Genomic DNA, 15487 nt, shown 5'->3' on the forward strand with positions numbered 1-15487 from the left:
TTGCTAAAACCTCCTTTTGAAATAAGAAGGAATACAATCACATACCTAGTTACCTTAGAACAATGTGTCGTCTGGTCATATTGTGTAAGCGATTTCATTATTTATTTCGATTACTGATTTTCGATCGCATCACCTCCCCCAAGCTAACCCCTACCGGGGTCCTACGAATATGAGAAGCTCTAAATGGTGATAACAAGCTAAACTTTCGAATCGTTAAAGCGTTTTCATTTCGCTTTGCGATAACCCTTTTTCCTCGCTTTTCTCGATCCCTTACGCTTTACAATAGCAAACCATGCAGGTTTCATCTATTGCAAAATCATTCGTTTTTATCAAATTTCTTTAAACTCGCATTTTATACACATGCCTAAATTGGAACTGCAAATGCGCTCGTCGCCATTCGTTTGACCGTCGATGACGAACTATTGACTGTAATAATCTTCAACACAAATGATGCTATTTAAGTTGAACTAAAGCTGAGAATAAAATTCCGTTATAACTGAATTAGGCGTTGATTTTTCCATAATCGAGCTATATAATTCATAACAATTGAAGTCCGGCTACAATATTTCCCATTATTTAATTCGTCTTTGCAAGTCAGGACGGTTATCCTGGGAACTGCCCAATATGGCAAGAGAGGGGAATAAAATGAATTCCAGCAAAGATAGCAGCAACTCCTTATGGCAAGTGTATCGGTGGATGCTGCACTATTTGAAGCCATATCGGTGGAAAGTTTTTTTTACGGTTGGGTGTGGTGTCGTGATGACTGCAGGAGAAGATGAGTTTATTAAAAAACCTTAATAGTTTTAAGAATATTAAAATCGACAGTGGGATTTTGCCTCAGTATGATACTAGAATCTGAGGACGGTGATCACGGGAACAGCCCAATTTGGCAAGAGAGGGGAATAAAATGAATTCCAGCAAAGATAGCAGCAGCTCCTTATGGCAAGTGTATCGGTGGATGCTGCACTATTTGAAGCCATATCGGTGGAAAGTTTTTTTTACGGTTGGGTGTGGTGTCGTGATGACTGCAGGAGAAACCATTGTCCCCAAAGCGATCCAATATTTCATTGATGATATTTCCATGACAAAAGATTATAACGCATTTATTATGCTGTTGCTGCTGTTGGCAGTGTTAGTAATTGCCGTCATTGCAGCTGGAAATGCCCGGAATTTGGTAGAGCGAACAGTAGGAGTTAAGGCATCGCGAGACTTGCAATATGACATCTTTAAGCATTTGCGTCAACTCGGATTCTCCTACTTCGAGCGACACCCAGTCGGGGAGACGTTATCGCTGCTCAATACGGAAGTGGCTGCTGCAGAAAAAATCTATTGGCGTTTCCTTCCGGCTACATTGGAAAACACATTGTTTGTAATGGTAAGTGTTGCTGTGATGCTCACGATTAGCTTGCGGCTTACTCTCATCCTTGCTCCTTGTTTTTTGCTCTATTATTTATTTGGCCCATCGATTGATCGTAAAGCATCGAAGTACAGTAAACAAAAGGCTCAGGATCAGATTGATCTGAACAAAAAAATTTACGAAGGCATGTCCGGGGTGCAAGAGTTTCGCGCTTATAATCGTGAAAGCTGGGATTTGGGACGTACGTTTGATAAGATGTCGATTTTGTTTCGAAGCTACTTGAAGTGGTGTTTTTTTGCTAACCTTCGGGGTTCTTATCGGTATTTAACCTTTAATGCGGGAGCCATTGCCTTATTTATTACCGGTTATATTCTGATTCGCAATCAGACGCTGACGGTCGGTGAATTCGTCGCTTTCATTCTTATGTACTTCACAACGATGTGGAAATTAACATCAATCGTCGCCCTTCTTAATGAACAGAAATTAATGATGTTTCAGATTTTGCCCTTATACAATTTAATGAAGCTAAAGCCCGAAGTGGCGGAATGCGCGAATCCGGTCATTTTACCGCAAGTAAATGGTGAAATCCACTTCGAGGAAGTTAGTTTCGGTTATTCAGAAGGGAAGCACATCTTGCAGCATTTCAATTTACGGATACGTGCGGGAGAACGTGTCGCCCTAGTCGGTATGAGCGGAAATGGGAAATCGACGGCGCTCAAGCTTGTCGGGCGATTCTATGATCCGCTGGCAGGCACTGTTTCATTAGACAACGTGCCTCTGACTAAATTGACGCTCGGTCAACTGCGCGAATCGATTGGGTATGTATTTCAGGAAACGTATTTGTTCGGTACCTCAGTGAAAGAAAATATTCGCTTCGGGAACCCGGATGCGACAGATGAACAAATCGTTGAAGCTGCGATGGCCGCGAGCGCCCATGACTTTATTGCGCTGCTGCCTGAAGGATACGATACATTCATTGGCGAGCGGGGAATTAAGCTTTCAGGCGGGCAAAGGCAGCGCATATCGATTGCGCGAATGCTGCTCAAAAATCCGAAGATAGTACTGCTCGACGAAGCCACCTCAGCGCTCGACAACATCAGTGAAAAAGAAGTGCAGCAAGCGCTCGATCATTTGCTCATTGGGCGTACAACGATTACGGTTGCCCATCGTTTATCGACGGTACAGGACTATGACCGCATCATCCTGATCTCTCAAGGAAGGGTACTCGAAGAGGGCAGCTATGAAGCATTAATGACTCGAAGAGGTGCCTTTTACCAATTAGCCGAAGGGCAGTTTTCCGAAAGCGAGGTGAACGTTCATGAAGAACCTGCGTTGGATGTGGCGTTACGTAAAGCTCGTTAAAGCAGGTTTTGCTGCTGCCTTGTTCTTGCTCGTTTTGGATACATTGGTCAATTTAGCGGCCGTCTATTTTCAAAAAAACTTAATCGACCAAGTTTTCCTTGACCGCAAATATGAACAGTTCCCGCAATTGCTGATCTTATTTGCCCTCGTGTTTATTATCCACTCCGTGCTCGGTACGGCGAAACCTTATATGTTTGTCAGAAATGAATATTTCTTAATTCGGTTTATGTTTGCCGATATGATCCGGGCGATACACAAGATGCCGTTTAAACGGTTTCAGAATGAACGGACGGCCAAATACGTTCACTACATGACGTCGGATATGATAAGAGTAGGGGGTTTGATCTCATGGGAAATGCCGCATTTCGTGCAAACTGTGCTTACCACGTTGTGTTTGGTGGTCACGATCGGCATGATCAGCCCGCTCATCTTGGTTGCCGTCGTGACTTTTACCGTCATCTATGGCGCGCTCGCGAAGTATTTTTTACCCAAGATGAAACTTGCGTCTAGAGAGGCGCATGATCGCAGAACCGCTCTGCTTATTCATTTGGAAGAAGGAATTTCCTCGACGCGGGAAGTGATCTCCTTCCATCGAATGAAGTGGGAACAGAACATCTATAATGGTTTGTTTGCCAAATATTTCGACCGTGTCATCGCCGAGGGCAAGCTGAAGAATAAACAGATGTTGATGACGAATCCGTTAAAGTGGGGTATCACGATCGCTGTGCTCGCGATTGGCGGTTATCAGCTCATGGAGAAGAACATCACGGTCGGGACGTTTGTGATCGTCTTCCAATTCGCAATCCAATTGACGGACTCTTTAAATCGCGGCTTTGAGATGTTTATGACATTTTCATCAGGTCTTGCTCAAGTCGATCGAATTAATCAAGTGGTGCAGGAGGAGAGCATGCAATATGGTGATAGGAGGTTGAAGGGCGACGTAACGAGTCTCCGCTTCGATGACGTATCGTTTCGTTACGACGAGAATTTGCCGCTAGTGCTTCAGAACATGATGCTCGATATCCCCATTGGACAGAAGGTAGCCTTCGTTGGCACAAGCGGCGGGGGCAAGTCAACCATCGCGCAGTTGCTGCTCCACTTTTATGATCCATCAATCGGTAATATTGTTGTGAACGGGGTGCCGCTTAAGCAAATAAGACGTGACGACTGGGGAGAACGTATTCGTATCGTATTCCAGGAGCCGTACTTGTTGGCGGATACGATTCGGCAAAATTTGCTGCTCGGACGTGATACAATTAGCGAAGATAAGTTGATAGAATCGTGCCGTATCGCACAGATCCATGATGTTATTACCGAGCTTTCCGATGGTTACGATTCAGTAATCGGGGAGCGTGGCATCACGTTGTCCGGCGGCCAAAGGCAACGGCTTGCCTTAGCGCGTGCTCTGCTCGATAATCCGGAAATTTTAATCTTGGATGAAGCGACGTCGGCGCTTGACTTGGAAACGGAACGTCAGCTGCAGCGCAACCTTGATAAAATCCGCCAAGGCCGCACAACAATCATCATCGCACACCGCTTGTCCACTGTAATGAACGCCGACCTTATCGTTGTTATGGATCAAGGACGCGTAGCAGAGCAGGGAACGCATGAAGAGCTAATGGCAGGCGATACGATTTATAAATCTTTGGTTTATGCGGAACAACAGTCGGCTCTAAAAGGCGCATAAATATATCTGTCTATAAATCAGTTTTCCATGAATATAAAATAAGACCTCCTTATCCATAAGGCGGTCTTATTTTTCGTTCGCTGCAGCGGCTGCAATATCTCAATCGCCATTTAGGGAAGTAGTCTGATCAGCCGCAACTGAAAGCAATAGCGTAATATGCCTAGTGTAAGACATTTTTGCATTGACATAATATGAATCCATTTTTTGTTTCAGAAAAATGAATTGACAACCTATCTACAATGCCGCCAATTCCTGGTAGTTCTCAACTATTAGCTGGACAGTTGTTGGAGTTAGAAGCGATAAACGATCAGACTTTTCTGGGGTTAGAACTTTTCACTCTCCAGTTCTGTGTAAAATGCGAGTTTTAAAGAAATCTGATAAAAATGAAAGGTCTTGCAATAGATGAAACCTGCATGGTTTGCTATTGTAAACTGTAGCAAGTGGACATGGCAGGATGCCAGCTGTAGACCGAGGTAGCTTCGAGCCCAATATGGATTTAGGGCTTGTTGCTAAACAATATGAATTCAGGGTCATTATTTAAAATAATTGGTGCCATTCGAACAAAGATGGAGGAGAATATGGAGTTTACTACAAAAACAAAGCAAATCAAGCCTCGATCGAAGAACCATTTAAAGATGTATTTCTGGGTGCTTTCGTTCCTGCGAAATTATATGTGGCTTGTGATTGCGTTTCTTCTGCTAGGGCTGCTGATTCACGGGATCACCATGTCGATTCCGAGGCTGATCCAGCATTTTATCGATAATACGCTGCCAATGAAGGATAAACAAAGTTTGATCGAGGTGCTCGGATTTTTGATTATCGGTGTTGTCGTGCTCTTATGCGCCAAAGCGATAAATAATATGCTGCAGCGGTTGATTTCTGAGAGAACATTGCGGGATATTCAGATTTCATTGTTTGCTCAACTTCGGCGGTTGGGTTTTTCTTACTATGAACGTCATTCAACCGGCGAGACGCTGTCCATGTTTACATCGGAAGCTCAAGCGATCACAAATATATACAGGCACCATTTGCCACAGGCGATTCATCTTTTGTTTATGGTTATAATTGCTTTTGTCATGGTTTTCCAGATTCATTTTATGTTAAGTCTCATTATCGTTCCGTCGCTTCTGCTCTATTACTTGTTCGGTGCGCGTTTTGCCAAAAAAGCTGCCCTCGCCTCCCGTTCGTCGCACGATAGCCGAATGGAGGTTAACCAAACGATCTACAACTTGTTGTCCGGCATGCAGGAAATACGTGCCAATCATAAACAAGCATGGTCGTTCAAGCAGTTGTCTGAGAAATGCAGCGTATGGCGAACAAAAGCGATCATAACAATGTTCTGGCTGCAGAGCAGGGGAACCGTCAGGAAATCGCTGGTTCACTTCGGATTGTTTGCCGTATTTGTAATCGGCATTATACTTGTCAAGAATGATCAAATCTCCGTCGGCGAGTTTGTCGCTTTCGTTCTGTATTATGAAGTGGCAATCGGGCGGGTGACAACGTTAATTACAAATTTAACGGAGCAGCGGGTACTGATGTACCAAATTGAGCGTATTTACGGAATGGCTGCCGAGACGCCGGAAGTGGAGGAGCCCGTCTCTCCTGCATACCTGCAGAAGGTTAAAGGCGAGCTTGAATTTCGCAATGTCCATTTCCAGTACCGTAGCGATGTACCGGTGCTGCGGGGAATCGATTTGAACATCCGCCCCGGTGAACGCGTCGCGTTCGTGGGGACGAGCGGAAACGGAAAATCGTCGCTGCTCAAGCTGGTCGGGCGCTTCTATGATCCTGCCGCGGGAGAAGTTCGGTTGGATGGGATTCCCTTGACCAGACTGTCTAACGATCAAATTCGCGGGAGCATCGGCTATGTGTTTCAGGAAACGTACTTGTTCGGGAATTCGGTGAAGGAAAATATCCGGTTCGGCCGTCCGGATGCGACGGATAAAGAAATTGTACAAGCGGCCAAAGCCGCTTATGCACACGAGTTTATCTGCGAGCTGCCCCAGGGGTACGATACGTTGGTCGGTGAGAGGGGCGTCAAGCTCTCGGGAGGACAAAAGCAGCGAATCGCCATCGCCAGAATGTTCGTTAAAAATCCGCAAATCGTTCTGCTTGACGAAGCGACTTCGGCGCTGGACAACGTCAGCGAGTACGAAGTGCAAAAAGCACTGGAATCGTTGCTGAAAGGGCGAACGACTCTTGCAGTCGCCCATCGTTTAACGACAATTATGGATTATGACATGATCGTTGTGCTGAACCAAGGCCAAGTTGAGGAAGCGGATACATACAATGCGTTAATGGAACGCAAGGGATTGTTTTACCGACTGGTAGAAGGCGGGGACCGCGCAGGATGAGAACATTGAAATGGATGATCAGATATTTGTCAGCGATTAAATGGACATACATGGCAAGCATTATTTTGGAGACGATCTCCATGCTTGGAGCGCTTGGGATAATTGCCATTCAAAAGTTCGTCATTGACGATATATTCATGAAGAACAATTATTCATTGTTTTGGCCTTTGATGGGTTGGCTCTTTGCTGCTATCCTGATTTATTTTATAGCTCATGCGGCGGCCTTTATTTTTATGAGAAGAAACGAAACGGATCTCATCGTCACTTTTCACAGTAATTTGATGAAATCGTATTTTGCGATGCCGTTCTCGAAGTACGCGCAGGAACGTATCGGAAAAATGCATACCTATTTCACGAATGAAGTGAACGCAGTCGGAGGATTTCTCGGAAACAATGTAATGAATGGCATCGTGGGCATCATCCAGTCCATTGTGCTGATCGTGGTTGTCGGGTTTTCCAGTTGGCCAGTTCTTGCTATCGTCATCTGCGCGGCTGCCTTGTATATTTTGATAGGAAAATACTATACCCCAAGAAAAAAAGAACTAGCCAAAGAAGTTCATTCGATGCAGGGCGATATCAATGTGCTTATGGAAGAAGGGATTTCTTCAACAAGAGAAGTGGTAGCCTTTCACCGGACCGAGTGGGAGATGAGACGTTTAAAAGATAAGTATCGCGAGTATTTAAATAAAGTGATGCGGGAAGGGAAGTTCGGGAACAAGGAACTGTTTTCGGTTGAACCGTTAAAATGGGCCGTTGATTTAAGTGTGCTTGGGTTTGCGGGATACCAGGTGATACAAGGGACACTCAGCATTGGGATGCTGGTAGTCCTATACCAGTTTTCGTCTCAGTTGATGAGTTCTCTTCAAAACACGTATGGATTTGTAACGGGCTCGGCAAGCTCCTTCGCCGCCGCGGAACGTTTGAGAAACGTGTTGGACGGCGTCCGAATGGAAGACGGCACGAAACAGATCGCCGGTCCGATCACGGATCTCCGTTTCGAGCGAGTCTTCTTCCGCTATCAGGCGGATACGAACGAGATTTTCGACCGATTATCGCTCGAATTGCCGGTGGGAAGCAAGATCGCTTTCGTCGGATTTAGCGGTGGTGGCAAATCGACGATCGTACAGCTGCTTGCTCGCTTCTATGAACCTCAAGCCGGGAAAATTGTCGTAAATGGTACCGATCTGAAGGAGATCGCCCGGGAAAGCTGGATGAGCCGGCTAGCCATCGTGTTTCAAGAGCCATATCTGTTTCCGGATACGGTGAAGAACAATTTGCTGTTCGGAAGCGAGGACGTACCGGAAGAAAGTATCATCCGCGCCTGTAAGGCGGCGGACATTTACGAACAAATCCGATCGCTTCCGGACGGCTTTGACACGATGGTCGGCGAACGCGGCATCCAGTTGTCCGGCGGCCAACGCCAGCGGCTGGCCATTGCCCGCGCGTTGCTCCGCAACCCCGAGATATTGATTCTGGATGAGGCGACATCGGCATTGGACCTGGAAACCGAACGGCGGGTATTCCATCATTTAGACCGGGATTATCCGGGCGTGACGAAAATCATTATTGCGCATCGATTGTCTACCATCGAGAATGCGGATCATATTTTTGTACTGGATAAAGGAAAGGTTGTCGAACAAGGAACGCACGAACAGCTGTTGAAGCGTGATTCGCTCTATAAATCGCTTGTTGTGAAACATTCCGAGTTGGGAGCCGCGCTTGCTCTACACTAAAAGATTATGTACCGGACTGAACCGTGGGAACAATCATAGGGAAGGAGTCGCTTGAAGCGGCTCCTTTTTTATGTTTATTGAAATAACTGGCAGCTTAGTACAGCAAAAAACTGAATAAAATGTAAGTAAAGGGAACTTATAAAATTACTCGAATAACTAAATATAAGACTAAAAGAGAGAACGTATTTAAATGATACATAGTTATGATTTTAAACATCAAGTTGAGTATCGAGCGAGTTTCAATCGCCTTTCTAGACTTGTATTTGGTATTGACTTTGAAGCATGGTTTCAAAAGGGGTGCTGGGATGATCGTATATTTGTCACTCAATCGTTAAAGACAAGGAAATAATTTCCAATATTTCTGTAAGCAAGATAGACTTGGTCATCAATGGTGTCAATGTAACTAAATATGAGGGGGTAAGTATGGATATTTACAAGATAAATAACCCTTGGATGCTGCCGTTTTTTCAATACAACTGGGAAGTTCGTGATGAGTTGTTTGATTTATGCAGAGAATTATCTACCGAGGAGCTTTTACGTCAGCGTATAGGGTCGACATTGAAAGGTTTTTCCGTAATTGGTCAAATGGCATGGAAGAGCTTACTTTGGATAAATTCACATATGCGGAAGTAATAAGACATGTCATTGCTCACGAGGTCCACCATGTTGGACAGTTATCGGTTTGGGTAAGAGAATCGGGACTAAAACCGGTGTCTGCTAACTTCATCGGAAGAGGTTTGGCATAAACGAAATGAATTAATAAGCCTAAATTAAATTTCAAGGAACTCTCCGGACGTACATTTTATCTCCACTAACGAGGATGATAGCTCCATGACGATAGGCTGCCAGAACGGCAGCCTTCATGATCCGCAAGATCAGATCTTTCCCACTAATCTGCAATATTCCGGGTATAGTATTCGATTATATCTTTGCGGCGAATAATACCGAGGAAGACGCGATCGGCGTCTACGACCGGAACGAAGTTCTGATCGGCCGCTAGCGCCAGCATATCGTCCAAATCGGCGCTGATCGCGACGCATTCGACTTTCATCCGTTTTTTGATGGAGACGACAGGAATTTCATGCATCGTATCGAAGCCGAGGCCGGGTGTGGCTTTCAGCTTCCATAACAAATCTCCCTCGGATAGCGTTCCGAAATATAAGCCATTGTCGTCCAAGATCGGAATGGCCGTATAGTGGCTCGCCTCCAATTTATCCATGGCTTCTTTCATATTAGAGGATGTCATGAGGTAAGAGACATGGCGGATGCTGTGTTCACAGCTTGTTTCCTGAACCAGTGCCTCAAACATAGCGATGTTGTCGGAATGGCGAATTTCGCCCCGACCGTTAATACAAGAGGAGCCATCTTTACGCATCAAGACGGGATCGTCCTGAGATCCACTTACTTTGTGTTTGAGCTCTATATTCATCACTTGGGAGATATCATCGTTGACTCTTGGCTGTCGGAAAATTCGGCTTTCGATGTAGAGATGGCAGGAAAGACAAGAAGTGTCCCGTATGTTGATGCAGTCGCGACCAAGCGGATGGGAAGTAACGATTTGAGAATTGCTTTGGTCAATCGCCATCCGGATCAGATGGAATCCGTTTCCCTGCATCTTGGAAGTGCTATCCAGTATTCTAATGCGGTGCTTTACAGTGTGGTCGGCGATTCAAAGGACGCTTACAATGATATCGGAAGAGAGCAGGTACGAATCGTAGAACAGCCTTTGAGTTGGAATATGAATTCGAATCTTACGGTTGAAATTCAGCCTCATTCCGTGAACGTTCTTGTAATAACGTAACGGAGGCCGGATCAGAAGCAGCAGTCTAGGACTTCTCGGAGATTGCCGCTGTTTCGATTTACTGTGTATGTTCCAATGGGGAGGAGCGGTAAAGCAGGATCGGTGTCATAATGATGGTGAAAGATAAACTTTATTATTATTAAATTAACTTTTCAGGAAATTATATTGGAGGATGAAAAATTGCAGCAGCTTCGTCCAGAATACCCGCGCCCCCAGTTCATTCGGGATGCATGGGTTCATTTGAACGCTGAACGGGAATTCGAATTTGACGATAAGCGTAACGGTGCCCGTGAAAATTGGGAAAAGGGAGATCGAGCCTTTTCCAGGCGAATGGGACAAAGTTCATGTCATTTATGACATCAAATTCTTGTCATCCAACACTATACAAACGATGAAGGAGCTGCCGCGGTAGCGACTTAAACATGACATTTAATGAAGAAGCAGCAGCGCGGGCTTACTAAGATCCCGAATGGAGGAACTGTCCGGGATGTTACTTTTATCCTATTGATTAACCGGTTTCTTCGGCATAGAATGTACTTGTACAAACTATACAAGTGGGATTGTGACTGAATTCTCAGGCAAGACCCAAAATGATGCGAGAGTGGCCATATTTATGGTACTGCTCATTCTTGCTCATTTTGGGTCTTTTTTTCGTGAGGAAAAGGGGGGAGAGTGAATTGAGGAATATTGGGTTCGGCTATTCATTGCAACAAAAAAGGAGAAAAAGGAAGGGGATAGATCTATGAATTGGAATGTAAAAAAGATCGTAAAATTTCTGTTTGCCGTCACTACTGCTTTTTCCGTCGTTTTAACGCCAGTCACCGGTTCGGACTTATATGCGCAAGGAACGTCGGTGACGACGGACTGGACGCGAGAAGCGGCAAGTCAAATACGATTGGACGGCAGCAATACGGCGCCCAAGATCGATAAGGACGAACTTGAGGAAATCACTTCAGAGTTTATAATTTGGGATACTTGGCCGCTGCAGGATAAGAACGGACATCCGGCGGTGGTAAACGGTTATAAAATCATTTTTGCGCTTTCCGTGCCTAAAGGTACAATTCCCGGCAAGCGCCACGATTCGGCCGAAATCCGGTACTTCTATTCAAATGATGGAAAAAGTTGGAATCTCGGCGGGCTGGTATTCGAAGACGGAAAAGCGCTCGGCTCTCGGCAGTGGGCGGGCTCTTCCGTTATAGACAAAAACGGAAGGGTTCACATGTTTTACACCGCAACCGGTCGCAAAGGCGAAGAACGGCTTTCATACGGGCAAAAGCTAGCGACTGTTACGGCCGACATCGTGACCAACAAATCTGTTGCGTTTGCCAACTGGTCGAACCACAAAGTCATTCTCGAAGCCGATGGGACCTATTATCAGACCGAGGAGCAGGCCGGAATTGGCGAGTTTTCATACGCCTTCCGTGATCCTTCCTACTTCCTGGATCCGAAAACCGGCGAAGAGTATCTGTTGTTCAGCGCGAACACCAGCGGGACGTTGAAGGAACGCGCTTGCCGACCGGAACATGCAGGAACCGCGGAATTTATGCGAACCATGCCTTCAGAGGCAAAATTCTACAACGGAAGCATCGGAATCGCCAAAGCCGTTAATGACGATTTGACCGAATTCGAAGTACTTCCTCCGCTGCTGGAAGCGAATTGCGTTAATGAAGAACTGGAACGTCCGAATATAGTGGTTAAGGGTAATCAATACTATCTGTTCACCAAAACACATAGCAATAAGTTTGCGGAAGGCATAGACGCGCCGGAAGGATTGTACGGCTTTGTGTCGAAATCTTTGACCTCGGAATATAAACCGCTAAACGGCACCGGGCTTGTCATCGCTAATCCGGATGACAATCCGTACCAAAGCTACTCCTGGATGGTCATGTCCAACGGTACGGTGATCAGTTATGTGGATTATGTCGATGTCGATGGGAAAGACATTCAGGAAATAGGCGAACAATCGACGGAATATCAAATTGAACATTTCGGCGGTATGCTGGCACCATCGATAAAATTGTCGATAACCGGAGACCGAACGAGCCTTCTTGGGGAAAAGAAACAGGGCGTTTTTAAGTAATTCACAAGGATTTACGACCATAATTAATTTTAAGAATCAATTAGTTGATTAAACTAACGGACACGATAGTTCAATAAAACAGCGGCAGTCTAGGACTTTATTTTCACGTCCCAGGCTGACGCTGTTCCTATTATTGGGGTCAGTCTAATCCTTTATTTTCCTTTAACACTTATAGCCGTTTACGCTTATAGAATACGACGAATGCACAGGATAACAGCAGGACAACGAGTGCGATTCCGGCAGTAGCCGCTTCCTTTGGACTTCCTTGTGCCTGAGCAGCTTGAGTACCCGATCCCCCGAAGCCACCGTCCATACCACCACCCATGCCGCCTTGCCCGTCTGGCCGTTGGCCGCCGAATCCGACTTGCAAGCCGTCCTGCTGGTCAGGCATCTGCCCGTCTGGGGGAAACATGCCTGAATCGCCTTGAGCCGCTATGTCACTGCCGTTCAGAGCAGCTGGGCGATTGCCGCCAAAGCCGCGACCGCCGCCCATTCCGCTAGTTCCGCTGCCCGAGCCGTCGCCGGAGGATGGAATCGTGCCGGCAAGCTGCTGTGAGATATTGGTCGTTTGCGTTTTATTAAACGCGAGAACGGAAGTGATGCCTTTCTCATATTCGTCATAGGTGTAGAAGGCTGAAGGGTCGGCTTTCACATAGGCGGAAATCATGTCGCGGATTTCCTGCACCCGTGCTGCTATTGCGTTTTCGGACAAGTAGCCTTCAATGGCTTCCGAAAGGATGTTATGATAGACTTCCTTATATTCATCTACGGCTAACAGCTTTGCCACGAGAGGACGATCCGTCAAAGTGCCGGAAGTCGGTTCATCGATTAAGAGACCGGTTCCCCCCAAGCCTCCGAAGGCCATATTATAGTCCCATGGCATTACATTGAATATGCCGTCATCCTCGTACAAATAATAATTATGCTTATTTTGGCCTAAGTAGCTGTCCATGTTGCCGGTAAGTACATTTAAAACGATAAACCTTAATGCTACATCGACATCCAGTATGCTCGCAACGTCTGTTCCATTGTTCAGCTTATCCAACATATCGAGCAGAATATCGTCATTAAGCTCCCAAGGAAGAACGCAATTACTTCCATAATCTGTGGTGTTGCGTGAGCGGCATGAATGGCTATTCCAGCTGATAGCTTGTCAATATTTAATTATTAATAATCAATTCATGAGGTGGTATACTTAAAAAAGTGTATGGCAAAGAACCGTCCCTTATCGCTCAGGAAGGCATTCCATATATTTCTATATCATGCTGCTTACTCTAAACGGAACGCTTCTTTATTAGTTAAGATGGCAAAAATCCAGTGAATGAGTTTATTCACACAAGCAATTATCGCTACTTTGAACAGCTTTCCTTCAGCACGTTTCTTATCATAATAAGCCCTTAATTTTTTATTTCTATTACTACGAATACCACATCGTACAGCTTGGTATAGGGCTGTACGGAGCCTCCTGGAGCCATGCTTAGTGATTCTATTTTGGGTTGCAACAAACTTGCATGAAGAAAAAACACTTGGATCAACACCGGCAAAGGCCGCCAGTTTCTTTGAGTGATCAAACCGATCGATTTCCCCGATCTCAGCTAAAATTGTTGCACCAATTTTAGTGCCAATACCGGGTATCGATTGGATTAAATCATATTCAAGTAACTCTTCTGCCAAGGCATCTACCGATTTACTAAGGGATGCTAGATGGTCCTGGTATTGAAGAAGCAACTTGATCAGCAGCTGTATGGAGATCAAATGACTTGGAAAAGCCGTCTCCTTAAAGGGATTTCGCCTTGCTTCAGCCGCTAGGATTTGAGCGCGTTCCAAACACCATGAGGCGGATCTGCCGCGCCCAGTAAGACGTTGGATTTCAGTTGTAATTTCCTTCTCAGACATTTCTAGGACCCCTTTAGACGTCGGGTGTAAAGCCGGAAATCGAAGGGAAACTTTCGAATAAAGGTCACCAAACACGCCATGGTATTCGGAAAAACTTGATCCAGAATGGCCTGAAATTGTAGTTTTACTTGAACATACATACCCGTTAGAGACTCATGCTTTCGTGTTAGATAGCGTAAATTCATGAGATGCTGACCCCGTTTTTTGTAGGGTTCAAACTCTTCTTTATAAAACAGCGCCCCAAGTTGATGGGCATCAGCGGCATCCGTCTTCACCCGTCGCAAATTGGTTTTCTTGGCTTGATGTGAGATTAACGGATTAAATGACGATGTTCAGATACTGGTGTTCATCCAGAAACTGAACGACAGGGCTATGATAATGGCCTGTTGCTTCCATCACAATGGAGGGGCGCATCCCAGCAGCGGACTCCACTTCTCTAACATAGTTAAGAAAGGACACTAATCCTTCAAGATCATGTTTAAACCTAAAGATCTTCCCGTGAGTTATCCCACGGTCTAAAAAAGCTTGTACATGACTCTCTCCCTTGGACACATCCAAACCAATGACTGGATTCATTACATCACTCCTATAGCATTTTCACCGGCAGCCCCTAACCTTCTTGTCTTCCACACTATCGCATGTGATACGGGAGCAATGTCCCAACCAGCCTAACCATGGTTTAACAAGTAGGGGGGATGAACGGAATAGCTCTCGGGATCCAACTCCCACGGGCAGATACGTTCGATCCCCGGCTACCGCTATCTTACGACCACACAAAAATGAGGTCTACCAGAAAGATCTGGTGACCTCATAATACGAACGGGCAGGATAGTTGTACAATTAAAAATGTTGATATGGTAAGATTAGTAATAAAATAGAGGAGCATGTATGAAACTATTTGAAGTAATACCTTCTATAACAACAGAAAATTTTTTATTACGGTCGATGACTTTAGTAGATGCTCAGGCTGTATTTGAAAACCTATCCGATAAAGATGTGACAAAAGATATGGGGATTGACCCTTTTGTAAGTGTAAAGAATGCTGAAGACTTAATAAATTTCATGAACGATCTGTTTGATAAAAACATAGCTTTTCGTTGGGGGATAATTCGTAAATCTGACCAGAGATTAATCGGGACATGTGGTTATAATGGATGGGAGACAAACCGTGGTTCACGAGTGGAGATTGCATATGACTTAGGTAAACCATATTGGAG

9 protein-coding genes and 2 pseudogenes are annotated in these 15487 nt (G+C 45.3%); 8 read left to right on the forward strand and 3 right to left on the reverse strand.

Annotation, left to right across the window (positions count from 1 at the left end; translation table 11 throughout):
* Positions 1 to 907: 907 nt before the first annotated feature.
* The 5 genes and pseudogenes from ASG81_RS10570 to ASG81_RS29740 all read left to right on the forward strand — a co-directional run bounded on the left by ASG81_RS10570 (position 908) and on the right by ASG81_RS29740 (position 9239).
* A complete protein-coding gene (locus tag ASG81_RS10570; RefSeq protein ID WP_056633098.1) occupies positions 908 to 2719 on the forward strand; it encodes an ABC transporter ATP-binding protein in 1812 nt (603 codons plus the stop codon).
* On the forward strand, positions 2676 to 4406 hold the full coding sequence (locus ASG81_RS10575; RefSeq protein WP_056633101.1) for an ABC transporter ATP-binding protein: 1731 nt from the start codon (positions 2676 to 2678) through the stop codon (positions 4404 to 4406). Before ASG81_RS10570 ends, ASG81_RS10575 begins: the two co-directional genes overlap by 44 nt.
* 578 nt (positions 4407 to 4984) lie before the next feature.
* On the forward strand, positions 4985 to 6760 hold the full coding sequence (locus tag ASG81_RS10580) for an ABC transporter ATP-binding protein (protein ID WP_056633104.1): 1776 nt from the start codon (positions 4985 to 4987) through the stop codon (positions 6758 to 6760).
* Entirely contained in the window at positions 6757 to 8493 is a 1737-nt protein-coding gene (locus ASG81_RS10585) for an ABC transporter ATP-binding protein (RefSeq protein WP_056633107.1), read from the forward strand. Before ASG81_RS10580 ends, ASG81_RS10585 begins: the two co-directional genes overlap by 4 nt.
* Before the next feature lie 453 nt (positions 8494 to 8946).
* Positions 8947 to 9239 (forward strand): annotated as a pseudogene (locus ASG81_RS29740) (DinB family protein).
* A 143-nt stretch (positions 9240 to 9382) separates the two neighbouring features.
* Here ASG81_RS29740 and ASG81_RS10595 read toward each other — a convergent pair.
* Positions 9383 to 9724, reverse strand: coding sequence for a CBS domain-containing protein (locus ASG81_RS10595; RefSeq protein ID WP_235548812.1), 342 nt, complete (start codon positions 9722 to 9724; stop codon positions 9383 to 9385).
* A gap of 27 nt (positions 9725 to 9751) precedes the next feature.
* On the opposite strand from ASG81_RS10595, the gene ASG81_RS10600 reads away from it, so the two are divergent.
* Positions 9752 to 10294, forward strand: coding sequence for an alpha-L-arabinofuranosidase C-terminal domain-containing protein (locus ASG81_RS10600; RefSeq protein ID WP_081417248.1), 543 nt, complete (start codon positions 9752 to 9754; stop codon positions 10292 to 10294).
* A gap of 742 nt (positions 10295 to 11036) precedes the next feature.
* A complete protein-coding gene (locus ASG81_RS10605) occupies positions 11037 to 12374 on the forward strand; it encodes a glycoside hydrolase family 68 protein (protein WP_056633116.1) in 1338 nt (445 codons plus the stop codon).
* 169 nt (positions 12375 to 12543) lie between these two features.
* Here ASG81_RS10605 and ASG81_RS10610 read toward each other — a convergent pair whose 3' ends face one another.
* On the reverse strand, positions 12544 to 13422 hold the full coding sequence (locus ASG81_RS10610) for a CotH kinase family protein (protein WP_056633119.1): 879 nt from the start codon (positions 13420 to 13422) through the stop codon (positions 12544 to 12546).
* 221 nt (positions 13423 to 13643) lie between these two features.
* A pseudogene (locus ASG81_RS10615) lies at positions 13644 to 14846 on the reverse strand (IS110 family transposase).
* 312 nt (positions 14847 to 15158) lie between these two features.
* On the opposite strand from ASG81_RS10615, the gene ASG81_RS10620 reads away from it, so the two are divergent.
* Positions 15159 to 15487, forward strand: a 329-nt coding sequence (locus tag ASG81_RS10620) for a GNAT family N-acetyltransferase (protein WP_235548813.1), incomplete at its 3' end; no start/stop codon positions are given.

Origin of the sequence: Paenibacillus sp. Soil522 (assembly GCF_001428245.1) — a bacterium.
Classification (GTDB): domain Bacteria; phylum Bacillota; class Bacilli; order Paenibacillales; family Paenibacillaceae; genus Pristimantibacillus.